Consider the following 25,409-nt stretch of genomic DNA (forward strand, 5'->3'; position numbering starts at 1 on the left):
TCTGAACGTGCCAACATTTTCGCCTAGTCTTGAGAAGGCGCTGCATCAGGCACTGACCTACGCGAACGAGCGGCATCACGAGTATGCCACGCTGGAACATCTGCTTTTGGCGCTGGTAGACGACGCCGATGCCGCAGCTGTCATGGGCGCGTGCAATGTTGATCTCGACGCGCTCCGTAAGACTCTGACTGAATACGTCGATAATGAACTTTCCAACCTGGTCACGGGCTATGATGAGGACTCGAAGCCGACTTCCGGCTTCCAGCGCGTCATCCAGCGCGCCGTGATCCATGTGCAATCTTCCGGCCGCGAGGAAGTGACGGGCGCCAATGTTCTCGTCGCGATTTTCGCGGAGCGGGAAAGCCATGCTGCCTTTTTCCTGCAGGAGCAGGAAATGACCCGCTACGACGCGGTCAATTACATTTCTCACGGCATCGGCAAGCGCCCGGGTTCCTCCCAGACCCGCACGCCGCGCGGCGCCGAGGAAAGCGAATCCGAAAGCAAGCCGACCGCGCGCGGCGAGCAGGAGGAGGGTAGCAGCAAGAAGCAGCAGGACGCGCTGAAGGCCTATTGCGTCAACCTCAACGAGAAGGCCAAGAGCGGCAAGATCGATCCGCTGATCGGCCGTCATTCGGAGGTCAGCCGCACCATCCAGGTGCTGTGCCGGCGTTCGAAGAACAACCCGCTCTATGTCGGCGACCCCGGCGTCGGCAAGACCGCGATCGCCGAAGGTCTCGCCAAGCGCATCGTCGAGGGCAAGGTTCCCGAAGCATTGGCCGACGCCACGATCTTTTCGCTCGATATGGGCACGCTGCTGGCCGGCACCCGTTATCGCGGCGATTTCGAAGAGCGCCTGAAGCAGGTCGTCAAGGAGCTCGAAGAGTATCCGGGCGCCGTGCTGTTCATCGACGAGATCCATACGGTCATCGGTGCGGGCGCCACTTCCGGCGGCGCGATGGATGCATCGAACCTGTTGAAGCCGGCCCTTTCCTCGGGGGCGATCCGTTGCATCGGTTCGACCACCTACAAGGAATATCGTCAGTTCTTCGAGAAGGACCGGGCGCTCGTCCGCCGTTTCCAGAAGATCGACGTCAACGAGCCGAGCATCGAGGATGCCATCGAAATCATGAAGGGCCTGAAGCCCTATTTCGAAGAGTATCATCACCTGCGCTATTCGAACGACGCCATCAAGTCGGCGGTCGAGCTCTCGGCGCGCTATATCTCCGACCGCAAGCTGCCGGACAAGGCGATCGATGTCATCGACGAAACCGGTGCCGCGCAAATGCTGTTGCCGCCGTCGAAGCGTCGCAAGCTGATTACGGAGCGGGAGATCGAGGTTACGATCGCGACCATGGCCCGCATTCCGCCGAAGACGGTTTCCAAGGATGACGAGATGGTTCTCGCCAACCTCGAACAGGAACTGCGTTCGGTCGTTTACGGCCAGGATACGGCGATCGAAGCGCTTTCGACTTCGATCAAGCTCGCTCGCGCCGGCCTGCGCGAACCGAACAAGCCGATCGGCTGCTACGTCTTCTCAGGCCCCACGGGCGTCGGCAAGACGGAAGTCGCCAAGCAGCTTGCTTCGTCGCTCGGCGTCGAACTGCTGCGCTTCGACATGTCGGAATATATGGAGCGTCATACGGTTTCTCGTTTGCTCGGCGCACCTCCCGGCTATGTCGGCTTCGATCAGGGCGGCCTCCTGACCGATGGTGTCGATCAGCATCCGCACAGCGTCGTCCTGCTCGACGAAATCGAGAAGGCGCATCCGGATATCTTCAATATCCTGCTGCAGGTCATGGACCATGGCGCGCTGACCGACCACAACGGCAAGAAGATCGACTTCCGCAACGTCATCCTGATCATGACGACCAATGCGGGCGCTTCGGAAATGGCCAAGGCCGCCATCGGCTTCGGTTCGTCCAAGCGTACGGGCGAGGACGAAGAGGCTCTGAACCGGATGTTCTCGCCGGAATTCCGCAACCGTCTGGATGCGGTCATTCCCTTCGCGTCACTGCCGACGACGGTCATCCACAAGGTCGTGCAGAAGTTCATCATGCAGCTGGAAGCGCAGCTTTCCGAACGGAACGTTACCTTCGACCTGCACGAGGACGCCATCGCCTGGCTGTCCGAGAAGGGCTACGACGACAAGATGGGCGCCCGTCCGCTGGCGCGCGTCATCCAGGAAAGCATCAAGAAGCCGCTGGCGAACGAAATCCTCTTCGGCAAGCTGAAGAAGGGCGGCGTCGTCAACGTCACGGTCGGCAAGAAGGAAGACGGCTCGACGGGTATCCTGCTCGACGCGATCGCGGACACCGCTCCGATCCGGCCGAAGCCCGAAGCCGAAGTCGGCGATGTGCCGGCCGAGGTGGAGGAGGATGACGGCGATACCGTCAAGACCAGAAGCCGCGTCGGCAAGGCCGGAGCGGCAACCGATGCCCGTCGTTCGGCGAAGGCTTCGAGATCGAGCGAAAGCGATGAACCGGAAGGCAAGTCGCCCCGCAAGGGTGGCGGCGCGGTTCCAAAGGTGCCGCGCAAGTAATCGCCGATCGGCTGCCTGAGAAAAACGAAACGGCTGCATTAGGGATAATGCAGCCGTTTTTATATGCTTATGAGGAAAACATCAGAAATGACTCGAGGGACCCGGCGCCTCAGGCCAGCGCCTCGATGATTTTCCTGGCGTTTTCCGCCAGCACCGCGCCATCCTCCATCTTGCCCGAATGCGGCTTCAGCGCGATGCCTTCGAGGCGCGGGATGATGTGGAAATGCAGATGGAACACGGTCTGGCCGGCGGCTGGTTCGTTGAACTGGGCGATATAGACACCGTCGGCATCGAAGGCTTCCTGAACCGCAATGGCGATCTTCTGGACGACAGCGATTGCGTGCTGCAATGCGGCCGTATCGGCATCGAAAATGTTGCGGGACGGTGACTTCGGCATAACCAGCGTATGGCCGGGCGACTGCGGCATCACATCCATGAAGGCGACCGTGTGCTCATCCTCATAGACACGATAGGACGGGATATCGCCCTTCAGGATCTTCGCGAAGATATTGTTGTCGTCATAGGCGGGGCTGGTCATCCAGGTTCTCCTCGTCTTCCGTTTATGGTTATTTCGAACCGCTAAATATCCTGCCGCTCGCCTTTGCGGAAGGGGCTGTGTTCGGTGAGGACTTCGCTCATCTCCTCCACCTGCTCCCGCTCGTGCTCCAGGTAGTCGGCAACAGCGCGCCGCAGGCCATGATGGCCGATATAGTGCGCCGAATGCGTGATGACCGGAAGATAGCCGCGCGCCAGCTTGTGCTCGCCTTGCGCGCCGGCTTCCACCCGCTTCAGCCCCTTCTCAAGCGCGAAATCGATCGCCTGATGATAGCAGACTTCGAAATGCAGAAAGGGATGATCTTCGATGCAGCCCCAATGCCGGCCAAACAGCGTCTCGCCGCCGATGAAGTTGATGGCGCCGGCAATGTAGCGGCCCTCCCGCTTGGCCATGACGAGCAGGATATCGTCGGGCATGCGTTCGCCGATCAGTGAATAGAATTTTCGGGTGAGATAGGGGCGGCCCCATTTGCGGCTGCCGGTATCCATGTAGAAGGCGAAAAACTGGTCCCAGATGTTTTCGGTGAGATCGCTGCCGGTCAACCAGTCGATGCTGATGCCATGCTCGACCGCCGTGCGCCGCTCCTTCTTCAGCGCCTTGCGCTTGCGTGACGCAAGCGTTTCCAGGAAGGCATCGTGATCCGCATAGCCTTCATTGATGAAATGGAACTGCTGGTCAGTGCGATGCAGGTAGCCATCGCCTTCGAAGATCGAAGCTTCGTCTTCGGGCAGGAAGGTGATGTGCGCGGAGGAAACGCCGAGTTGCCGGGTGACTTCCTTCAGGCTCTCGGCCAGCGCCGGCTGCAGCACGCTCCGATCCTGTCCCTCGGCGACGAGCAGCCGTGGCCCGGTAGCGGGCGTGAAGGGAATGGAGCATTGCAGCTTCGGATAATAGCGGCCACCAGCCCGCTCGAAAGCATCGGCCCAGCCATGGTCGAAGACATATTCGCCCTGGCTGTGGCTCTTGAGATAGCCCGCGACGGCACCGAGCAATTCGCCGCCGTCGGTTTCGAGCAGCAGGTGATTGCCGAGCCATCCCGTCTTGTCGGTCGCGGAGCCGGACTCCTCGAGCGACGACAGGAAAGCGTGCGAGACGAAGGGATTGTACGGCAGGATGCTGCCGGTTCTGGACGCCCCGGCCAGCTTGGACCAGCTCTCCGGGGCGATGTTCTTAAAGGATCGTTCGACTCGAATGGATAATTCGTCTGTCATCAACTTCTTGCGCTAGGAAGGATGGGAGGGGCTCTCACCGCTGCGCCTCCATCCGGGAGGATACGTCGTAGGCGCAGCGATAATTTGGGTTTGCGCAAAGCCTCTCCTTCAATCGATCCCGATTTACGAGGCCAGGCGCGGGTCAAAACCTTCGAAGGTCATCTGGTCTGCATTGGCAAATGTATGTTTGCGGGCCGCTTCGTCGCGCACGGTCCAGGTGATGACCGGAATGCCGCGCTGGCGCTGCGCCGTGACAAAGGGGTTCGGCAGGTGGCCGTAGAAGTACGAAATGAAGTCTAGCCCAAGATGCATGGCTTCGTCATGCTGAAAAAACGTCTCGGGCTTGTTTCCTTCGGCCGTAAGCCCGACCGGGTAGGGTGCTTCCAGGCCTTTAAGGTCCTTGAGCAGCCAGTGGTCGAAGCTCATCAGCGCGACGTGGCCCCTGTAACCTTCGAGCACTTCGAGAACGAATTCAGCAAAGCCTTCGTCGTCGCCTTCGCGTCCCTTGAGTTCCAGCAAGAGCGGCACCTTGCCACCGCAGAGCTGCAGAAGCTGCTTCAGCGTCGGGATCTTGTCCTTGGTGCCGCCGATCGAGAGCAGCCCGAGTTCGGCCGAGGTGCGCTCGCGCACTTCGCCGGGCAGGTTGCAGACGCGCTGCAGGTCGTCGTCATGGAAGACGACCGGAACGCCGTCCGAGGCGTAATGCAGGTCGCATTCGATGGCAAAGCCCGCCTCGATGGCGCGGCTGAAGGCCGAGAGCGTATTCTCCCAGACTTCCTTGTTCATGTCATGATAGCCGCGATGGGCGACGGGACGCTCAGTCAGCCAGGCAAGCTTGCTCATTATGCAATTTCCAGAATGGCATCGATTTCAACGGCGGCATTGAGCGGCAAGGCGGCCATGCCGACGGCTGCGCGGGCATGCTTGCCGGCTTCGCCCAATACATTTGCCAGAAGATTGGAGGCGCCGTTGATCACAAGATGTTGTTCGACGAAATCCGGGGTCGAAGCAACGAAGCCGTTCAGCTTGATCAGCCGCTTGATCCGGCCGAGATTACCGCCGAGCGCGGCTTTCGCCTGGGCAAGAATATTGATGGCGCAGAGCTCGGCCGCGCGCTGGCCGCCGGCGACATCGACGTCGTTGCCGAGATGGCCCGTCACGCCGATCTTGCCGTTTTCCATCGGCAGCTGCCCCGACAGATAGAGAAGATTGCCGCTGATGACATAGGGAACATAGTTGGCGGCCGGTGCCGCGGCCTGTGGCAGAACGATGCCGAGTTCCTTCAGGCGACCCTCGATGGCGTCGGACATTTTCATCTCCCGTTTTGTTGTAAAAACTTCAAAAATCCGGCATCAAGACTAAATTCCGTCACTTAGGATCGGCAGCCTCGTTTCAGCCGAAAGCGTTCTTATAACATCGCATGCGAGTCCAACAGGAGATAATGAATGTTCCGCTCGAGTCTTGCTGCCACCGTCGTTTCGGGGCTGGGCATTCTGTCACTGGGGATTTCCGCAGCCAATGCAGCCGGTCCGAGCGGGCTGATCGCGCATCGCGCCGTCTATGATCTCGAGCTGAAGGATGCTTCGGATCGCTCCGGCATTTCCGGCATGGTCGGCCGCATGGTCTATGAGTTCGAAGGCTCCGATTGCGCCGGATTCACCACCAACTTCCGTTTCGTGACGAAGATCGACACAGGCGATTCCACCCGTGTCAGCGACCAGCAGACGACCACGTTCGAGGATCTCGGGAAGCGCCTGTTCCGCTTCGAGACCAAGTCCTTTACCGACAACCAGCTCGACAAGGACGTGCGGGGAGCCGCAAGCGACGATCAGAAGGGCATCAAGGTCGATCTGATGCAGCCGCATAGCAAGCAGGTCGAACTTATCCAGAGCCGTTTCCCGACCGAGCATATGCTCGACATCATCCACAATGCCAAGCTCGGCAAGAATTTCTTCGAGGCGCAGGTCTTCGACGGCTCCGACGATGGCGACAAGCCGCTCATCGCCACCACGGTCGTGGGCAAGGCGCAGCCTCCGGCCACGGACGATCCCGATGCCGACAAGGCCGGCGCCTTCGCCAAGACGTCTTTCTGGCCGGTGACCGTGGCCTATTTCAACGAGAAGTCCACAGGCGATGCCACGCCCGTCTACCGCATGTCCTTCAAACTCTACGAGAACGGCATAACGCGCGATCTCACCATGGATTACGGCGACTTCGTACTGACCGGCAAGCTTACCAAGCTCGAGGTTCTCGATGCCAAGGCGTGCCAGTAGTCCGACGTGCGGCGCTGGGTTGGCCGAAACATAAAATCATCGTCATAAAACTGTGATCTAAGCTTCACTATGGTGTGAAACGATTGGCACGTGTGGGTGAGTCCGTCTTTCGCTCGCGCCGATCTGGAATTGTAGTGGGGCGCGCGGGGGAATGATCGCTTTTTGGGGCGATTGGAAGTTTTTGCGGTCGGCTCCGTGTTTATGGACGAGAAAGCACGACCTATGAGCAATACCGATATCTCCACCGGTTCCACCAACAGCCTGCCGGTTGTCGTCGCCGATCCGGCGGAAATCGCCCGCATCGGCGACGGCATCGATCTGACCGATCGCGCGGGCATTTCCGTCTATGGCGATCGCGCGCAGCAAGCCGTTTCCGATTATTCCGATCGTATCCTGCGCGAAGTTCGCAATCGCGATCTTGGCGAGGTCGGCAAGCTGCTGACCGATATCATCGTCAAATCGAAGAAGCTGGACCCCGCCTCCTTGAAGGACGAGGGTTTCCTCTCGCGGATGTTTTCCTCGTTCAGGGCGAGGCTGGAGCGCTTCAAGGAGCAATTCGAGGATGTGGCCGGCCAGATCGATCGCATCGGGCTCGAGCTCGATCGGCACAAGGACATCTTGCGCCGGGATATCGCCCTTCTGGACGATCTGCACGAGGAGACCAAGCAGTCCATCGTGCAGCTCGATGCGTATGTGCAGGCCGGCAAGGATTTTGCCGAGCGTTTTCGGTCGACCGAACTCCCCCGGCTGAAGAGCGCCGCCGATGCGGCCTCCGCCAATCCGGGCGGCGGCATGCTGGAAGCGCAGATCTACCAGGATAGCCTTCAGGCCCTCGATCGGCTGGAGAAGCGGATTTTTTATCTGCAGCAGGCACGCCAGCTCGGCATTCAGCAATTGCCGCAGATCCGGATTGTCCAGTCGGGCGACGAAACCCTGATCGAAAACCTGCAGGCGACCTCGGCGCTGACGGTGCCGGCCTGGAAGCAGAAGATGGTGATCCTGCTCGGCCTGACGCAGCAGAAATCCGCGCTCGACCTGCAGAAGACGGTCACCGACGCCACCAATGACATGATCCGCCAAGCCTCGAAAATGATGAAGGATCAGGCGATCGCCATAGAACAGCAGTCGCAGCGCGGTATCGTCGACATCGACACACTTGCGGCTGCCAACCGCGACCTGATCGACACGATCGGCGGTGTCCTGAAGGTGCAGGAGGATGGCCGCGCCAAGCGGGCAGAGGCCGAGCAGCGGATGCAGAAAATGACCATAGAGCTCAAGAAAGCAATGATCGAGGCGCGGTAATTCGCATGACAATCCGCAAATTTGTTACCGGCCTGACGCTCGCGTCAGCTCTTGCGCTGAGCGGCTGCAATATCGGCGGGCAAGGCCCGAAATTCTCGATCGTTTCCGGCTCGGAAAACACGGTTCTTCAGCCTGTTGTCGAGGAATTCTGCAAGGAGAAGAAGGCGACCTGCAGCTTTACCTATGAAGGCACGCTGGATATCGGCTTGGCCCTGCAGGGCGAGCAGGGCGTCGAGCAGGATGCCGTCTGGCCTGCCTCGAGCGTCTGGGTCGATATGTTCGACGCCAAGCGGCGGGTGAAGTCATTGACGTCGGTCGCGCAGATGCCGGTCATTCTCGGCGTGCGCAAATCCAAGGCCGAGGCGCTCGGCTGGGTCGGCAAGCCTGTTTATATGAAAGACATATTGACGGCGGTGAAGAGCGGCTCGCTGAAGTTTCTCATGACATCGGCGACACAATCGAATTCCGGCGCCAGTGCCTATCTCGGCATGCTGTCGAGCGCGCTCGGCAACAAGCCCGTGATCGAGCCGGGCGATCTCGACAAGCCGGATGTCCAGGGTGCGGTCCGCTCGCTGCTCGGCGGCGTCGAGCGCTCCTCCGGGTCATCGGGCTGGCTTGCGGATCTCTATACCGATTCGGCCGGAAAGGGCGTGCTCTACGACGCCATGTGGAACTACGAGGCGGTGCTGAAGGAAACCAACGACAAGCTCGCGGGCATGGGCAAGGAACCGCTTTATGCCATCTACCCCGCCGACGGCGTCGTCGTTGCCGATTCTCCGATCGGTTTCGTCGACCATGGGCGAGGGCAGGAGGTCGAGATCTTCTTCAACCAGCTCGTCGAATATTTGCGCTCCGCGCCGGTGCAGAAGCGTATCGCGGATACGGGCCGCCGCATTCCGCTCGCGGATGTCACCGCCAAGCCGGAACCGTCATGGAATTTCGATCCGACCCGGCTCGTGACCGCGATCCGCATGCCGGAGCCTGCCGTCATCCGCCAGGCGCTCGATCTCTATCAGGTGGCATTGCGCAAGCCGTCACTGACCGCACTCTGCCTTGATTTCTCAGGCTCTATGGCGGGCAAAGGCGAGGAGCAGCTCCAGGCGGCCATGCACTTCCTGTTCAATCCCGACGAAACAGGCAAGGTGCTGGCGCAATGGACGCCGACCGATCGCATCATGGTCATTCCGTTCGACGCCGATGTGCGCACGACTTTCGAGGGTACGGGAAATCCGGCTCAGCAGAAAATGCTTGTCGACAAGGTTTCGCGCCAGCGCGCCGACGGCGGCACGGATATGTATGCCTGCGCGAGCAAGGCGCTTGACTGGATAAGCGCGACGCGGGATCTGTCATCCTATCTGCCGGCGATCGTCATCATGACCGATGGTAGATCCGATGATGCCAACGGTGATTTCATGAGCCGCTGGGCATCGGTGAACCCGCATGTGCCGGTGTTCGGCATCACCTTCGGCGATGCGGACAAGCGGCAGCTGGATGCTCTCGCAAAGGAGACCTCGGCGCGCGTCTTTGACGGCCGTGGCGATCTGGTCAGCGCGTTCCGGGCAGTGCGCGGCTATAACTAGGGCATTTCTGTTTTAAACGGAGTCACGGAAATGCTCTATCTCTTTGTTTTCACGCAATTCCAGACGCAAAACCGCTTCGCGCCTTTGCCGGAATTGCTCTAGGACGATAATGCGCAATTGGTTCGGCAATGACTGGAATTGGATCGTGGCGGGCCTTGCCGCCGCCATCGTCGTTCCTGTCCTCAGCTTTGTTGCCGGCATGCCGATATGGATCGCGGCGATCATCGGCCTCTTGGTTTTCGTCGGCCTGATCTTCGTCCTTGCACCGAAGCGTATGTTCGAAGGGCTGGATGCGAAGGCGATCGGCAGGGGACGTCTGGATTTTGCCCGCGACCTGTTGAGCGCGGCGACACCCGCCGCGCAAAGGCTGGAAGCGTCGGCGAGCCAGATCGTCAGCAAGGAAACGGCAAAACGGGTGCGACATCTGGCTGAAATCGCCGCCGACGTCTTTGCCAAGGTGGAGGCCAATCCGGAAAGCGCCGGCACGGTCCGGCGGTTCCTCAGCTATTATCTGCCGCGGGCAGCGGAGGTGGCGGAAGGATTTGCCGTGATCGAGGCAAAACGCCAGCCGGATGCCGTCCGCCTGCAGGAGGTCGGTCTCGTTCTGACCAAACTCGAAGACGCTTTCGTACACTATTCCGATAGCCTGGTCGAAGACAGGCTTGATACGCTTGATACCGAGCTGCGCCTCATACAGGCCTCGCTCAAAGAGGACATAGGACGCTGATGGCCATTTCCCGCCGCGCTTTTGGAGTAGGGCTTCTTGCCGCCGGTGTCGCGGGGACCGGAGGCTATTTCGCTGTCAAGGACCGGCCGGAGCTACAGGGGCTGCTCGGCAACCGCACCAAGCTCTTCGGCTTCATCGGCGGCGAGAAGGAAGCCTTCCTGGCTGACAACGACGTGATCTCGGCGCTCCACGGTTACGGATTGGAGATCAACAGCCGCGTCGCCGGTTCGGTCGAGATGGTGCGTGAACAGGCGCTTCTGTCGCAGAACCCCGCGTTCCTGTGGCCGTCCTCATCGATCATGGTCGATATCGCCCGGCAGGGCGGCATCAAGATCCGCAACGATCGCGTCATCCTCAATACGCCCATCGTCGTCTATTCCTGGCAGCCCGTCGTCGACGGATTGACCAAGGCGGGGCTCGTCACCACGACGCCAGAGGGGCAGCATCAGCTTGATCTCAAGGCGTTGCTGGACGCAATGCTTGCCGGAACGAACTGGTCGAAGCTCGGCGTCAACTCGCTCTATGGTCAGGCCCGGATCGTCTCGACCGATCCCAACCGTTCCAATTCCGGCTTCATGTTTTCAGGCCTCGTGCTCAGCCTCCTGAGCGGCAATGTGGCGAGTACTGAAAGTCTCCCGCAATTCGGGGACAAGGCGCAGGCGATCTTCCGCAACATGGGCTTCAAGTCGTCGTCATCGGGCAAGCTGTTCGAACAGTATCTTGCCGGTGGCATCGGCGGCGAGCCGATGATCGTCGGCTATGAGAATCAGCTGGTGGAATGGATTATCGCCGATCCGAAGCGTTGGCAGAGGATACAGGCCGGCAACAGCGCTAAGCCCGTGGTGCTCTATCCGCATCCGACCGTCTATTCCGCGCACCCGCTGATCGCCATCGATGAACAGGTCGATCGCATGATAGAGGCCTTGGTCAGCCCGCGGCTACAGGAGCTTGCCTGGACCAAGCACGGTTTCCGTGGGCCGCTGGGAACAGTAACCGGCGATGCCGACAGCGCGATTGCCGGCCTGCTGCCGGCTGAAATCGACGCCGTATTGCCGATGCCGGACGCCAATGTCATGCTGGCGCTGCTCGACAAACTGGTCAGCTGAAAGCAGGGCAGGGGTTATTTTTGATCCAAAAGCCTTGCATTCCCGATGAATCGAATGTAAGGGCACCCTCATTCCACACGTAAGGCATGGGATCGTCCGGGAGAAATCCGGATTTTTCCGCCCGGTGGCATTCTCGAAGAGGGTGCTGTTCGCCTTGCGGAGGTTCAACCGGAAAAGGATACAAAGGCATGGCATTGCCCGATTTTTCTATGCGCCAGCTTCTGGAAGCTGGTGTTCACTTCGGCCACCAGACGCATCGCTGGAACCCGAAGATGAAGCCGTACATTTTCGGCGATCGCAACAACATCCACATCATCGACCTCGCGCAGACGGTTCCGTTGCTGAGCCGCGCCCTGCAGGTCGTCAGCGACACCGTTGCCCGTGGCGGCCGTGTTCTGTTCGTCGGCACCAAGCGCCAGGCGTCCGAACTGATCGCCGACAGTGCCAAGCGCTCGGCTCAGTACTACGTCAACGCCCGCTGGCTCGGCGGCATGATGACCAACTGGAAGACGATCTCCAACTCGATCCAGCGTCTGCGCAAGCTCGACGAAATCCTCTCCGGCGATGCCCAGGGCTTCACCAAGAAGGAACGTCTGAACCTTGAGCGCGAGCGCGAAAAGCTCGACAAGGCCCTCGGCGGTATCAAGGACATGGGCGGCACGCCGGACCTGATGTTCATCATCGACACCAACAAGGAAAAGATCGCGATCGACGAAGCCAAGCGCCTCGGCATCCCGGTCGTCGCCATCATCGACTCGAACTGCGATCCGGACCTGATCGACTATCCGATCCCGGGCAACGACGACGCCTCGCGCGCCATCGCTCTTTACTGCGACCTGATCTCGCGCGCTGCCATCGACGGCATCGCCCGTCAGCAGGGTGCATCCGGCCGTGATCTCGGCGCTTCCGAAGAAGCTCCGATCGAGCCGACCCTGGCGGACGGCACCGAAGCCTGATCGCGCCCAGAGGCGGGCATTAGACTGTCCGCCCAAGCGCAATGAAATCCGGGATAAGGCCGTTTGCGACTTCAACAAGTTCGAGCGGCCTTATCGCGTTTTGCATGACGCCACGCCTACTGCATAATTCCTTAAATCGGAATCGATTTAAGGGTAAAATTATGCAGCGGATTTAAGTGCTACAGCGACCTTTGCGCGTCACTTGTGACGCATGGCGCTGTAGGCGGTAAATCCAGGCATGTTCCAATCAAGAATTCCACAGTATGACGCTGCTTCATAACGCTGTCATACTTACGGGTACATTTCGTCCCTCAAATCGGTGCCGCTTCGGCTCAAAACCGCCTGCTGCACCGTATGAACCGACAAGAGGAAGCTTATGACCGAGATTACGGCTGCACTGGTGAAGGAACTGCGCGAAAAGTCTGGCGCAGGCATGATGGACTGCAAGAAGGCGCTGACCGAAACCAACGGCGATATCGAAGCAGCGATCGACTGGCTGCGCGCCAAGGGCATCTCTAAGGCCGACAAGAAGTCCGGCCGCACCGCCGCTGAAGGCTTGGTCGCCATTGCCGGCGCCGGCCACAAGGCCGTTGTCGTCGAGCTCAATTCCGAAACCGACTTCGTTGCCCGTAACGATGCCTTCCAGGACCTCGCCCGCGGCATCGCCGAAGTTGCGCTGTCCACCGACGGCACGGTCGAAGCCATTTCGGCTGCGACCTACCCCGCATCCGGCAAGCCGGTTGCCGACACCATCAAGGACGCGATCGCAACCATCGGCGAGAACATGACGCTTCGTCGTGCAGCCAAGCTGGAAGTCGAGCACGGCGTCGTGGCGACCTACATCCACAACGCTGCCGGCGACGGTATCGGCAAGCTCGGCGTTCTGGTCGCCCTGAAGTCGGTCGGCGACAAGGCCGTTCTGACGTCGATCGGCCGCCAGGTTGCCATGCACATTGCCGCTACCAACCCGCTGGCTATCCGCGCCGAAGAAGTCGATGCGGCGGTCGCCGAGCGCGAACGCAACGTCTTCATCGAGCAGTCCCGCGAATCCGGCAAGCCGGAAGCCATCATTGAAAAGATGGTGGAAGGCCGCATGCGCAAGTTCTTCGAGGAAGTCGCTCTTCTTTCGCAGGCTTTCGTCATCAACCCGGACCTGACGGTCGCTGCTGCCATCAAGGAAGCCGAAAAGACCGCCGGCGCCCCGATCGAAGTCGTCGGCATGGCCCGTCTGCTCCTCGGCGAAGGCGTCGAGAAGGAAGAGACCGACTTCGCCGCCGAAGTCGCCGCTGTAGCCAAGGGCTGATCAGCGAAAAGAAGTCATATCCCGGATTGGCGAAACCATATCAGGGAAAACATCAGGGCATCGCGTGACAACGCGGTGCCCTTCGTGTATCCGGCTTTCACAATCATCCCCCGCGATCACTTCAAGGAGCCACGATGTCTCAGCCGATCTACAAGCGCGTACTGCTCAAGGCCTCCGGCGAAGCCCTGATGGGTAGCCAGGGGTTCGGCATCGACGTGACCGTCGCCGACCGGATTGCGTCCGACATCGCGGAAGCGCGCGCGATGGGCGTCGAGGTCGGCGTGGTCGTCGGCGGCGGCAATATCTTCCGTGGCGTTGCCGTGGCCTCCAAGGGCGGCGACCGTGTGACCGGCGATCACATGGGCATGCTCGGCACCATCATCAATGCGCTCGCTCTGGCGACCTCGCTGCGTAAACTCGATATCGACACCGTCGTGCTCTCGGCCATCTCGATGCCGGAAATCTGCGAAAGCTTCTCGCAGCGTGCCACGCTTTATCATCTCTCGCTTGGTCGCGTGGTGATCTTTGCCGGCGGCACCGGCAATCCGTTCTTCACGACAGATTCCGCCGCCGCGCTGCGTGCCGCCGAGATGGGCGCGGAAGCGATCTTCAAGGGCACACAGGTCGACGGCATCTACTCCGCCGATCCGAAGAAATTCCCCGATGCCGAGCGCTTCGACCATCTGACTCACAGCCAGGTGCTCGAAAAGGGACTGGCCGTCATGGATGTGGCCGCCGTGGCGCTTGCTCGCGAAAACTCCATTCCGATCGTCGTCTTCTCGATTCACGAGGAGGGCGGTTTCGCCCAAATCTTGACCGGCGGCGGCCGCAAGACCATCGTATCAGACAATTGACGTTCCTGTGGCGCCGGGCATGCCCGGTGTCGCCCTATCCGACGGGAGTATGAACATGAGTGAAGGCACCGACCTCAAGGAATTGAAGCGCCGCATGGACGGCGCCATCGCGGCATTCAAAAGCGATATCGCCTCTCTGCGCACCGGACGTGCATCCGCCAACATCCTGGACCCGGTCACGATCGAAGCCTACGGGTCGCGTATGCCGCTGAACCAGGTTTCCAACATCACCGTGCCGGAACCGCGCATGCTGGCGGTTTCGGTGTGGGACAAGTCGATGGTCGGTGCCGTCGAGCGCGCCATCCGCGAATCCAATCTTGGCCTCAATCCCATCATTGACGGCCAGAACCTGCGCATTCCGCTGCCGGAGCTCAACGAAGAGCGCCGCCGTTCGCTGGTCAAGGTCGCCCATGAATATACCGAGAAGGCCAAGGTAGCGATTCGCCACGTTCGCCGCGATGGCATGGATGGTCTCAAAAAGGCCGAAAAAGACGGTGTAATCGGCCAGGACGAGAGCCGGTCTCTCTCTGAACGTGTGCAGAAGATGACGGATGAGACGATTTCGGAAGTCGACCGCTTGCTAGCCGACAAGGAAAAGGAAATCATGCAGGTCTGATCGCACGCTGGGGAGATTTCACGCTTTTGATTTGGCAATATTGAAAGCGGTGACCGCGCCCTAGATTACGAGACCAGAGCGTATTTCCGCCGAACGAAACCGGACCCATATGTCAGCTCCCACGTTCTCCGTCGTACCCGAACACGTTGCCATTATCATGGATGGCAACGGTCGCTGGGCCAATGCGCGCGGTCTGCCGCGCACCATGGGCCATCGCAAGGGCGTGGAGGCGGTCAGGGAAACGGTTCGGGCCGCCGGCGATATCGGCATCAAATACTTGACGCTTTTTGCCTTTTCCTCGGAGAACTGGCGCCGCCCCGAGACTGAGGTGAGCGATTTGCTCGGCCTGCTCAAGGCCTTCATTCGCCGCGATCTCGCGGAGCTTCATCGGCAGAACGTCCGGATTCGCGTCATAGGCGATCGCGGCAACCTGCGTGGCGACATTCTGCCCCTGTTGATCGAGGCAGAGGAGACCACCAGGAACAATACGGCCCTGACCTTGGTCATCGCCTTCAATTACGGCTCGCGCGATGAGATCACGCGCGCCTTCGCGAGCCTTGCGAAAGACGTCGAGGCCGGGCGGCTGCGCCCGCAGGACATCAGCGCGGAGCTGGTCGACGCCCGTCTCGACACCGCCGGGATTCCCGATCCCGACCTCATTATCCGCACGAGCGGCGAGGAACGGCTTTCGAATTTCCTGTTGTGGCAGGCCGCCTATTCCGAGTTCATGTTCGTGCCGGACTATTGGCCCGATTTCAGCCGCGATCTCTTCTTCTCCGCGCTGGAAAAATATGCAGCGCGCGACCGGCGCTTTGGTGGTCTTTCCGCCAAGCAAGCGGCCGTGGGGTCCTGATGAGCCGCGAACTCAGGCTGCGCATTATCTCCGGCATCATTCTCGCCGTCATCGTTCTCGTCGCCACCTGGTATGGCGGTTTGAGCTTTCGTCTTTTGGCGGCTGCGATCGGCCTGCTCGTCTACTATGAATGGTCGACGATAACGGATCTGCATGGCCGCGATCCCCAGGGAAATGCGCTCGGCTGGCTTGGCCTCGTGCTGATTGCCGGTGCAACGGTCCTGGGCGAATCCGTCTATTCCATTGAAGTTCTGGCCGCCTTCGTCGTGATCACGGCGGTCATGGTCGGGATTCGCGCCAGAAGCTGGTGGCTGCCTTCAGGCATATTCTATTCCGGACTGACGACGATTGCGCTTTCGGAGATTCGCGATGACGATCTGCGCGGCTTCGTCCTGATGCTGTTCGTTTTCGCCACCGTGTGGGCAACGGATATCCTCGCCTATTTCGTCGGACGCGCCATCGGCGGGCCGAAGCTGGCTCCGAGGATATCGCCCGGCAAGACATGGTCGGGCGCGGTCGGCGGCGCCATCGCGGCCGTCGTCGCGGGAACTGCGGTGGTATGGAGTTTCTTTTCCGCCGACGAGCTGCGGATTCCCGTCCTTGCCCTTGTGCTTTCCATATGCAGCCAAATCGGCGATTTGTTCGAGTCTTTCATCAAGCGCAAGTTTGGCGTGAAAGACTCCAGCCACCTGATTCCCGGCCATGGCGGCGTCATGGATCGGGTCGATGGACTAATTTTTGCTTGTTTTGCAGCGTTTTTGTTGGCTATCGTAATGTCGCTGACAATGAGCGGCGAGACCCTTTCACTGGGCGGCGTTCTGCTCGGGGTCTGAAATTAACATGAACAGGATCGTTGCATGGGTAGCGCGGCTAGCTTCATCGGTTTCTTGACGAACAACGTCATCACGTTTGTCTTCGTCCTGTCGTTGCTCGTTTTCGTGCATGAGATGGGTCATTATCTGGTCGGCCGCTGGTCCGGTATCCGCATCATGGCCTTCTCGATCGGCTTCGGCCCCGAGATCGCCGGATTTACCGATCGGCACGGCACGCGCTGGAAGCTTTCGCTCATCCCGCTCGGCGGCTACGTGCGATTCTTCGGTGACGAGGATGCCTCCAGCAAGACCGACGTGGATCAGCTTTCGGCCATGACGGAGGAGGAGCGGGCCCAGTCCTTTGCCGGTGCGAAGCTATGGAAGCGGGCCGCCACGGTTGCGGCCGGCCCGATTGCCAATTTCCTTCTCGCCATCGCGATCTTTGCCGTCCTTTTCAGCATCTACGGCCGCACGGTCGCCGATCCGGTCGTTGCCATGGTGACGCGAGACGGCGCTGCCGCCGAGGCCGGCATCGAGCCAGGCGACCGCCTTGTCGCCATCGACGGCAACAAGGTGGCGACGTTCGATGAAGTGCAGCGTTATGTCGGTCTTCGCCCGGGCCGTACCATCGTTCTGACCGTCCAGCGCGACGGCCAGAATCGCGATTTCCAGATCGTGCCGAAGCTCGTCGAAGATACCGATCAGTTCGGCAACAAGATGGAAATGGGCCGCATCGGCATTGCGCTCGTCGATCCGGTCGTGACCGCAGTGGAGCCGACCGGTCCAGCGGCTAAGGCCGGGGTGCAGGCCGGGGATCGCCTGATTGCCGTCGACGGCAACAATGTCGCCACTTACTACGACATCGGTCGCTACTTGGCCGAGCGCCCGGGCAAGAGCATCGTGCTCACCATCAAGCGCAACGGCGCGATCCGTGATTTCCCGATGATGACCGAGACCCTGGTCGACACGGATGCATCCGGGAACAAGAAGGATGTCGGCGCCATCGGCATTGCGCCGATCGATCCCATCGTCGCGTCGATTGGTTCGGACAGTCCGGCCCAGACGGCAGGTCTCGAACTCGGGGATCGCATTCTTTCCGTGGACGGACGAGAAATCGGTTCCATCGGTGAAGTGCAGCGTTATGCGGCGTCTCATGCCGACAAATCGATGACATTGACGGTCAAGCGCGACGGCCAGGCGCGCGACGTGACGGTGACGCCCAAAAAGTCGGAGGAGACAGATGCCTTTGGCGCCCGGATGGAGATCGCCACCATCGGCATCACCGACGGCCAGAAGCCGATCAAGCTGCGTTACGAGGCATATGGGCCGCTCCAGGCGCTCGCCGAGGGCGTGAAGCAGACCGGCAGCATCGTTTCCGGCACTTTCGAATACATCGGCAATGTCATCGGCGGCTACATGAAGGCCGATCAGCTGGGAGGCCCCATTCGGGTTGCGCAACTGTCCGGGCAAATGGCAACCCTGGGTTTTGCCGCGGTGCTCCAATTCGCCGCCATACTTTCTGTTTCAATAGGGTTATTAAATTTGATGCCGGTGCCGGTACTTGATGGCGGCCATCTGATGTTCTATGCGATTGAAGCCGTAAGGGGAAAACCCCTGGGTGCAAGGGCGCAGGATATCGCTTTCCGGATCGGATTTGCGATGGTGCTCTCACTCATGGTGTTTGCGACCTGGAACGACATCAGTTCCAGAATAGGCTAGTGGAGCTGCGTGAGAGGAAAATTACGATTTATTTACGATGTTTCAAAGCTGTAGTGGCGAATGGGCCACGCTTCGAAATGAAGTAAACAGAAATTAACGTGCTCCCTTGCTTGTATGTCAAAAGCGGGTAAAACGACACACGTGGCCGGAATCGGGTTCGCTCGGGGCTGGGGACGATTGAAAAAAGGTAAGAAGTGAAAATGAAGGCTGGTTCAAAATTTTTGAACGCAGTGTCGGCGGTAGCGCTGTCTGCTGGTGTTGTTGCGTCTGGTGCTGGTGTTATCACCCTTGCCTCTACCTCGGTCGCGGAAGCAGCTGTTATTCAGCGCGTTGACGTTCGCGGTGCGGAACGTGTCGGCGCGACGGCGGTTCGCGACAATATCGCGATCAAGCCTGGAAAGAACTTCTCCCCCGGCGATATCGATGTTTCGGTGAAGCAACTCTATGCCACCGGATATTTCTCCGATGTCCACATTACGGTTTCGGGCAGCACCCTGGTCGTAACGGTCCAGGAAAATAAGCTCATCAACGCCGTGGTCTTCAACGGCAACCGCAAGATCAAGGACGACAAGCTCCAGGGCGTCGTTCAGACCCATTCGGCCGGCCCTTACAACGAAGCTTCCGTTCAGGCCGACATTAAGACCATCAAGGATGCCTACGCCTCGATCGGTCGTAACGATGTACAGGTGACGACGCAGACCGCGGAAGTCTCGCCGGGCCGCGTCAACGTCGCCTTCGTCATCAATGAAGGTGACCGCACCAAGATCGACAAGATCAATTTCTCGGGCAATCAGGCCTATGGCAGCGGCCGCTTGGCTTCGGTGATCGCCACCAAGAAAAGCAACTTCCTGTCGTTCCTGACCCGCAAGGACGTCTACAGCCCCGAGCGCCAGCAGGCCGACCAGGATACGCTGCGTCAGTTCTACTACAATCACGGCTACGCCGATTTCCGCATCGTCAGCGCCGACGCGACGCTGAACGAGCAGAACAACGAATACACGCTGAACTTCAATGTTGATGAAGGTCCGCGTTACACCTATGGCGACATCAACGTGATTTCGACGGTCGACGGCGTCAATGGCGACGAGCTGAAGGGCCTCATCATCACCCACAAGGGCGATGTCTACAGCGCCAAGGATATCCAGACCTCGATCGAGAACATTTCCAAGCGCGTAGCGTCCGCGGGCTATCCGTTCGCCCGCATCACGCCGCGTGGCAATCGCGATCTGTCCGGTCACACCATCGGTATCGAATATCTGGTCGATCAGGGCGAGCGCGCCTATGTCGAGCGGATCGAAATCCGCGGCAACACCCGCACGCGCGATTACGTCATTCGCCGCGAGTTCGACCTCAACGAAGGCGATGCCTTCAACCAGGAAATGATCACGCGCGCCAAGCGTCGCCTCGATGCGCTGGGCTATTTCACCAAGGTCGATATCTCGACGGCGCAGGGCAGTGCCCCGGACCGCGTGGTCGTCGTCGTCAACGTCGAAGACCAGCCGACCGGCTCCTTCGGTATCGGCGCGGGTTACGCTGTCGGCAACAACGGTGGCCTGCTGCTCGAAGCTTCGGTCGAAGAAAAGAACTTCCTCGGTCGCGGCCAGTACATCCGTATCGCTGCTGGTGCCGGCACGGAAGGTAACCGTACCTACAACATCTCGTTCACCGAGCCCTACTTCCTCGGCTATCGCCTTGCCGCTGGTTTCGATATCTTCAAGAACCAGACGTCGAGCGACGATTTCTACGACTACTCGGAAGAAGGTTTCTCGCTGCGCGTCACCGCGCCGATCACCGAGAACTTCGCGACGACCCTGCGCTATAACTACAAGCGCCTGACCTACGACGGCACGAATGATTGGCAGAACAATCTTTCCGCTCCGTATGTCAACCTCGTCGAGAACGGTCCTTGGACTCAGTCGACTCTTTCGCAGACCTTTACCTACAACACGCTTGATGACCAGAATCTGCCGCGCGAAGGTATCATCGCCAAGTTCACGCATGAATATGCTGGTCTCGGCGGCGACTCGGACTTCTACAAGCTGAGCGGTAAGGCTCGTTACTACAAGATGATCAGCGACGAAGCCGATATCATCGGCTCGCTGACGGTCGGTGCCGGTTATGTGATGCCGACGGACGGCAAGCTGAACGTCTTCGATCAGTTCACGCTCGGTGGCCGCGAAATCCGTGGCTTCGAGAATGCTGGTATCGGCCCGCGTTCGTCGCATGGCGATCCGCTCGGTGGTACGACCTACTTCACGGCTTCGGCTGAAGCGAGCATGCCGATGCCGGGTATACCGCAGGACATCGGTCTGCGTATCGCAGCCTTTGCCGACGCAGGTTCGCTCTACGGCAACAAGGCGAATCTCTTCGGCGATACGCTCCATAACGACAGCTCGATCCGAGCTTCGCTCGGTGCTGGCCTGATCTGGTCTTCGCCGTTCGGTGTCATCCGTGTCGACTATGCCGTGCCGGTTCTCAAGGAAGATTACGACAAGGTTGAGAATTTCCGGTTTGGCATCGCCAACCAGTTCTGATATCGGCAGTCCAGAACTTCGGGCTTGAACACCGTTCTGGAGCTGGTGCTTATGGAACATACTGGTTTTTTCCCGCCCCATGGCGGCATCAGCTTAAGGCAACTGGCTGAGCATCTTGGGGCGGAACTTGCTGATGCGGCCTCTGCGGAGGTCGCCATCAGGTCTATCGCCCCCGTCTATCGGGCAGGCGAGGGTGATATTTGTTATATCCTTTCCCGAAAGAATCGCGCTGAGCTGGAGACCTGCAAGGCTTCCGCCATCATTTGCTTGCCGGCGCTGAAATCTTTCGTTCCCGACCATATTCCGGTGCTTCTGTCGAAGAAGCCGCATACGGATTTTGCGATTGCCGGCGGCCTGCTGCATCCGCAAGCCATGCGGCCGGTCACATTCGCGGCGAACCCGGGAACGATTTCACCGGCGGCCATCATCGACCCGACGGCGAAGCTGGAGGCCAATATCGGCGTCGAGCCGGGCGCGATCATCGGCGCTGGCGCCGAGATCGGCGAGGGCACCTATATCGGCGCCAATGCCCTTATCGGGCCAGGCGTGAAAATCGGACGCAACTGCAGCATTGGCGGCGGCGCGAGCGTGCTCTGTGCCTATCTCGGCAATGGCGTCATCGTCCATAATGGTACGCGCATCGGCCAAGACGGTTTCGGTTATGCGCCTGGGCCTCGCGGCATGGTCAAGATCGTTCAGATCGGCCGCGTCATCATCCAGGACAATGTCGAGATCGGCGCCAATACAACGATCGATCGCGGCACCATGGATGATACCGTGATCGGCGAAGGCACCAAGATCGACAACCAGGTCCAGATCGGACATAACGTCCGCATCGGTCGGCATTGTGCTATCGTCAGCCAGGTCGGCATCGCCGGCAGCACGGTGATTGGAGATGGCGTGCAGATTGGCGGCCAGGCGGGCCTCAATGGTCACATTCACATCGGCGACGGCGCGCAGATCGGTGCCAAGAGCGGCGTGATGAACAGCATTCCGGCCGGAGAGCGCTATGCAGGCCTTCCAGCGCGGCCTCTATGGGATTTTCTAAGGGAATCGGCGGAGATCGCAAAGCGGTCAGGAGCCAGGGAAAAGAAAGACGGGAGTGCGGAGCATGACTGAAGAAGCCAAGGCGTCGTTGTCGTCGGCTGACATTCTGGAAATTATGAAGCTTTTGCCGCATCGCTATCCCATGCTCATGGTTGACCGGATCATCGAGATCGATAGCGATAATTCCGCGATCGGCATCAAGAACGTGACGGCCAACGAGCCGCAATTCACCGGCCATTTTCCGAGTTCTCCGATCATGCCGGGCGTGCTGCTTATCGAAGGCATGGCCCAGACCGCCGGCGCGATCTGCGCTCGCAAGGATGGCATCGGCGGCAATCTCGTCTATTTCATGACGATCGACAATGCGCGCTTCCGCAAGCCGGTCGTTCCCGGTGACCGCGTCGAGTTCCATGTCGTCAAGCAAAAGCAGCGTGGCACGATCTGGAAATTCCATTGCGACGCGAAGGTTGATGGCTCCCTGGTCGCCGAAGCCGATATCGGAGCGATGATTGTGAGGAAGGATCAAGACGAGGCATGAGCAGCATCGCAAAAAGCGCGAGCATTCATAAGTTCGCGGTCGTTGAGGATGGTGCCACCATCGGCGAGAACGTCGTAGTCGGGCCTTTCTGCCACGTAGGTCCCAAGGTCGTACTGCATGACAATGTCCAATTGCTGACGCATGCCGTCGTCACTGGCCGCACGACGATCGGTAAGGGAACGAAGATATTTCCGATGGCGATCGTCGGTGGTGATCCACAGAGCGTTCATCACGGCGGCGAAGAGACGACGCTGGATGTTGGTGAGAACTGCACGATCCGCGAAGGCGTGACCATCAATACCGGTACTGCCGATTACGGCGGCAAGACCATTGTCGGCAACAATAATCTGTTCCTCGCCAATTCCCATGTCGCGCATGATTGCCGCATCGGCAACAATGTCATCATGTCGAACAACGTCATGTTGGCAGGGCATGTGGTCGTCGACGATCGCGCCATCCTGGGTGGCGGTTGCGCCGTCCATCAGTTCACGCGCATCGGTCGGCAGGCTTTTGTCGGTGGACTTTCGGCTGCGAGCTATGACGTCATCCCTTACGGCATGCTGAACGGCAATCCTGGCGTGCTTTCAGGCCTTAATATCGTCGGCATGTCGCGTGCAGGCGTAGACCGCGCGGTTATTCACAGGGTTCGACGCGCCTACAAGACCATCTTCGAAGGCGAGGGCTCGATCCGCGACAACGCCGCCGCGATCCGCGACGAATATGCCGATTGCAAGGAAGTGATAGAGATCCTCGATTTCATCGCAGCCGATAGCGATCGTGCCCTGTCGTCGCCCAATCGCGGCAAGAGCTGAGGTGGTTTCGGCCGGCCAAAGCGGCAAAGGCAGGCTGGCGATTATCGCAGGCAGCGGGCTTTTGCCGGTTTATGTCGCCGACGCCGCCCGCCAGGCCGGTGAAAATCCCGTCATCATCGCATTAACGGATGAGGCTGATCGGGACTGGTCCGCCTTTGATCATGCCAATCTCGGTGTCGGCAACTTCGCGGGCCTGGAGGCGATGTTCCGCCGTCATGGCGTGGACCGCGTCGTGATGTCGGGCGGTGTCGCGCGTCGTCCGCCCTGGCGCGAGATCCATCCGACGTGGCGTGTGATCAAAGAATTGCCCCTGACTATCCGCACGCTTCTTTCCGGCGGCGACAATGCCGTGCTGCAAATGGTCATCCGCTTGATCGAAGCCGGCGGCGTTCAAGTCGTTGGAGCGCATGAAATTGCGCCCGATCTGCTGGCGACCACCGGTCCGCTCGGCCGCCACTCGCCGTCCGCAGAGGATTTGCGCGATATCGCGCAAGGTGCGAAGGCCGCCGATGCGCTGGGGTTGCTGGATGTCGGTCAGGGCGCCGTCAGCGTCGGTGGGCGTGTCGTCGCGCTGGAAGGCGCGGAGGGCACGGACAAGATGATCGAGCGGGTTGCCGAACTGCGCGCGGCGGGGCGCATCTCGACGCGCCGGCGGGGCGTGCTCGTCAAGCTCTGCAAGCCGCAACAGGATGTCCGGGCCGACCTGCCGTCCATAGGGGTGTCTACGGTGTCGAACGCCAGGAAAGCCGGTCTCGCCGGCGTCGCCGTCGAAGCGGGGAGAGCGCTGATCCTCGATCGGCAGGCTGTCATCGCCGCCGCGGACGAAGCCGGCATTTTCGTTTGTGGCATCGATCGTGGCTTGAGCGCGGAGGGCTTCATGTGAGCGGTGCGCCTTTGAAACTTGCCGTCGTTGCCGGCGAGGTTTCCGGCGATCTGCTGGGGGGCGATCTCGTTGCATCCCTGAAGAGTCGTTACGACGGCCCCGTCGAGCTGATGGGCGTCGGCGGCGAGGCATTGGAAGCGCAGGGCTTGCGCTCGCTCTTCGACTATTCCGAATTGTCGATCATGGGCTTCATCCAGGTCATCAAGCGTCTGCCGAAGCTGCTTGCCCGCATCCGGCAGACGGCCGAAGCCATCATTGCCGCAAAGCCTGACGTGCTTCTCATCATCGATAGCCCTGATTTCACCCATCGCGTCGCGAAGAGGGTGCGCAAGGCTCTGCCTGATCTTCCGATCGTCAATTATGTTTGCCCCAGCGTCTGGGCGTGGAAGGAATATCGCGCGCAGAAGATGCTCGCCTATGTCGACCATGTACTGGCCGTGTTGCCGTTCGAACCCGCCGCGATGCAGCGCCTGGGCGGTCCGGCCACGACCTATGTCGGCCATCGGCTGACGGTGGATGCCAACCTGCTGGAGGCGCGTCGCCGGCGCGCTTTGCGCAGCACGACTGCCGCCGATGCTAAGATGACAGTCCTTCTTCTCCCGGGATCGCGCGCTTCGGAAATCCGCCAACTTCTTCCAGTTTTTGAGCGGGCTACCGAAGAGCTTAGTCGGCGAAATGACGATGTCCGCTATCTGCTGCCGACGGTGCCGAAGCAAGAAGCCCTCGTGCGTTTGCTTCTCGAAAATTGGAGCGTCAAACCGGAAATCCTCGTCGGTCAGGAGGCGAAATGGGAGGCTTTTGGACAGGCTGATACCGCCATGGCCGCATCAGGCACCGTGATCTTGGAGTTGAGCCTTGCTGGCATTCCCGTGGTTTCGGCCTATAAGACGGAGTGGCTGGCCAGGTTCGTGATGTCGCGCATCAAGGTATGGTCGGCGGCCCTGCCGAACCTGATTGCCGACTACGCCGTGGTGCCGGAACTCATCAACGATGTTTTGCGGCCCGGCCTGCTGGCTCGTTACATGGAGCGCCTGTCGAACGATACTCCCGAGCGCGCCGCGATGCTTGTGGGCTACGATCTCGTCTGGCACCGAATGCAAACGGAGGAGCCGCCGGGCGACAAGGCGGCGGCGATTCTCCTGGATGTTTTGTCCCATAAAAAAACCGGTCATCTCTGACCGGTTTTTT

23 protein-coding genes are annotated in these 25,409 nt (G+C 59.9%); 19 read left to right on the forward strand and 4 right to left on the reverse strand.

What is annotated here, in order from left to right; genetic code table 11:
• Nucleotides 1–7: 7 nt before the first annotated feature.
• Nucleotides 8–2,539, forward strand: coding sequence for an ATP-dependent Clp protease ATP-binding subunit ClpA (gene clpA / locus CCGE531_RS09290; protein ID WP_120663891.1), 2,532 nt, complete (start codon nt 8–10; stop codon nt 2,537–2,539).
• Nucleotides 2,540–2,648: 109 nt separating this feature from the next.
• On the opposite strand, the gene CCGE531_RS09295 is transcribed toward clpA, so the two are convergent.
• The 4 genes from CCGE531_RS09295 to CCGE531_RS09310 form a co-directional block, all read right to left on the reverse strand.
• Entirely contained in the window at nt 2,649–3,077 is a 429-nt protein-coding gene (locus CCGE531_RS09295; RefSeq protein ID WP_120663892.1) for an HIT family protein, read from the reverse strand.
• Between the two features lie 41 nt (nt 3,078–3,118).
• Nucleotides 3,119–4,306, reverse strand: coding sequence for a GNAT family N-acetyltransferase (locus CCGE531_RS09300; RefSeq protein ID WP_120663893.1), 1,188 nt, complete (start codon nt 4,304–4,306; stop codon nt 3,119–3,121).
• A gap of 123 nt (nt 4,307–4,429) precedes the next feature.
• Nucleotides 4,430–5,149, reverse strand: coding sequence for a glycerophosphodiester phosphodiesterase (locus tag CCGE531_RS09305; RefSeq protein ID WP_120663894.1), 720 nt, complete (start codon nt 5,147–5,149; stop codon nt 4,430–4,432).
• A complete protein-coding gene (locus CCGE531_RS09310) occupies nt 5,149–5,616 on the reverse strand; it encodes a RidA family protein (RefSeq protein ID WP_120663895.1) in 468 nt (155 codons plus the stop codon). Before CCGE531_RS09310 ends, CCGE531_RS09305 begins: the two co-directional genes overlap by 1 nt.
• A gap of 135 nt (nt 5,617–5,751) precedes the next feature.
• Here CCGE531_RS09310 and CCGE531_RS09315 point away from each other — a divergent pair, with 135 nt between their 5' ends.
• From CCGE531_RS09315 to lpxB, 18 genes are all read left to right on the forward strand, one after another.
• Nucleotides 5,752–6,579 (forward strand): cell envelope integrity EipB family protein, encoded by an 828-nt coding sequence (locus CCGE531_RS09315; RefSeq protein ID WP_120663896.1) that lies wholly within the window; start codon nt 5,752–5,754, stop codon nt 6,577–6,579.
• A 222-nt stretch (nt 6,580–6,801) separates the two neighbouring features.
• Nucleotides 6,802–7,881: a toxic anion resistance protein gene (locus CCGE531_RS09320; RefSeq protein WP_120663897.1), complete on the forward strand. Its 1,080-nt coding sequence runs from the start codon at nt 6,802–6,804 to the stop codon at nt 7,879–7,881.
• Nucleotides 7,882–7,886: 5 nt separating this feature from the next.
• Entirely contained in the window at nt 7,887–9,461 is a 1,575-nt protein-coding gene (locus CCGE531_RS09325) for a VWA domain-containing protein (RefSeq protein WP_120663898.1), read from the forward strand.
• 109 nt (nt 9,462–9,570) lie between these two features.
• Complete coding sequence (locus tag CCGE531_RS09330) at nt 9,571–10,188, forward strand: 5-bromo-4-chloroindolyl phosphate hydrolysis family protein (RefSeq protein WP_120663899.1); 618 nt, start codon at nt 9,571–9,573, stop codon at nt 10,186–10,188.
• Nucleotides 10,188–11,294, forward strand: a complete 1,107-nt coding sequence (locus tag CCGE531_RS09335; protein WP_120663900.1) for a substrate-binding domain-containing protein — start codon at nt 10,188–10,190, stop codon at nt 11,292–11,294. The genes CCGE531_RS09330 and CCGE531_RS09335 overlap by 1 nt, the downstream gene beginning before the upstream one ends.
• Before the next feature lie 188 nt (nt 11,295–11,482).
• Nucleotides 11,483–12,250, forward strand: coding sequence for a 30S ribosomal protein S2 (rpsB, locus tag CCGE531_RS09340; protein WP_120663901.1), 768 nt, complete (start codon nt 11,483–11,485; stop codon nt 12,248–12,250).
• A gap of 376 nt (nt 12,251–12,626) precedes the next feature.
• A complete protein-coding gene (gene tsf / locus CCGE531_RS09345; RefSeq protein ID WP_120663902.1) occupies nt 12,627–13,553 on the forward strand; it encodes a translation elongation factor Ts in 927 nt (308 codons plus the stop codon).
• Nucleotides 13,554–13,687: 134 nt separating this feature from the next.
• On the forward strand, nt 13,688–14,407 hold the full coding sequence (gene pyrH, locus CCGE531_RS09350; RefSeq protein ID WP_120663903.1) for a UMP kinase: 720 nt from the start codon (nt 13,688–13,690) through the stop codon (nt 14,405–14,407).
• A gap of 55 nt (nt 14,408–14,462) precedes the next feature.
• The gene (gene frr / locus CCGE531_RS09355; protein ID WP_120663904.1) at nt 14,463–15,023 is read left to right on the forward strand and encodes a ribosome recycling factor; all 561 of its coding nucleotides are present in this window, start codon (nt 14,463–14,465) and stop codon (nt 15,021–15,023) included.
• A gap of 82 nt (nt 15,024–15,105) precedes the next feature.
• Nucleotides 15,106–15,876: an isoprenyl transferase gene (locus CCGE531_RS09360; RefSeq protein WP_281024454.1), complete on the forward strand. Its 771-nt coding sequence runs from the start codon at nt 15,106–15,108 to the stop codon at nt 15,874–15,876.
• Nucleotides 15,876–16,709: a phosphatidate cytidylyltransferase gene (locus CCGE531_RS09365; protein ID WP_120663906.1), complete on the forward strand. Its 834-nt coding sequence runs from the start codon at nt 15,876–15,878 to the stop codon at nt 16,707–16,709. The genes CCGE531_RS09360 and CCGE531_RS09365 overlap by 1 nt, the downstream gene beginning before the upstream one ends.
• A gap of 24 nt (nt 16,710–16,733) precedes the next feature.
• On the forward strand, nt 16,734–18,407 hold the full coding sequence (rseP, locus tag CCGE531_RS09370) for an RIP metalloprotease RseP (RefSeq protein ID WP_120663907.1): 1,674 nt from the start codon (nt 16,734–16,736) through the stop codon (nt 18,405–18,407).
• Between the two features lie 200 nt (nt 18,408–18,607).
• Nucleotides 18,608–20,941 carry an outer membrane protein assembly factor BamA gene (bamA, locus tag CCGE531_RS09375; protein WP_120663908.1) on the forward strand — a complete coding sequence of 778 codons (2,334 nt, stop codon included), beginning with the start codon at nt 18,608–18,610 and terminating at the stop codon, nt 20,939–20,941.
• A 51-nt stretch (nt 20,942–20,992) separates the two neighbouring features.
• On the forward strand, nt 20,993–22,060 hold the full coding sequence (lpxD, locus tag CCGE531_RS09380) for a UDP-3-O-(3-hydroxymyristoyl)glucosamine N-acyltransferase (protein WP_120663909.1): 1,068 nt from the start codon (nt 20,993–20,995) through the stop codon (nt 22,058–22,060).
• Entirely contained in the window at nt 22,053–22,526 is a 474-nt protein-coding gene (gene fabZ / locus CCGE531_RS09385; RefSeq protein WP_120663910.1) for a 3-hydroxyacyl-ACP dehydratase FabZ, read from the forward strand. The genes lpxD and fabZ overlap by 8 nt, the downstream gene beginning before the upstream one ends.
• A complete protein-coding gene (lpxA, locus tag CCGE531_RS09390; protein ID WP_120663911.1) occupies nt 22,523–23,338 on the forward strand; it encodes an acyl-ACP--UDP-N-acetylglucosamine O-acyltransferase in 816 nt (271 codons plus the stop codon). Before fabZ ends, lpxA begins: the two co-directional genes overlap by 4 nt.
• A 1-nt stretch (nt 23,339) precedes the next feature.
• Nucleotides 23,340–24,221, forward strand: coding sequence for an LpxI family protein (locus CCGE531_RS09395; protein WP_120663912.1), 882 nt, complete (start codon nt 23,340–23,342; stop codon nt 24,219–24,221).
• Nucleotides 24,218–25,399: a lipid-A-disaccharide synthase gene (lpxB, locus tag CCGE531_RS09400; RefSeq protein ID WP_120663913.1), complete on the forward strand. Its 1,182-nt coding sequence runs from the start codon at nt 24,218–24,220 to the stop codon at nt 25,397–25,399. The genes CCGE531_RS09395 and lpxB overlap by 4 nt, the downstream gene beginning before the upstream one ends.
• Nucleotides 25,400–25,409 lie beyond the last annotated feature (10 nt).

Source organism: Rhizobium sp. CCGE531, from assembly GCF_003627795.1.
GTDB lineage: Bacteria > Pseudomonadota > Alphaproteobacteria > Rhizobiales > Rhizobiaceae > Rhizobium.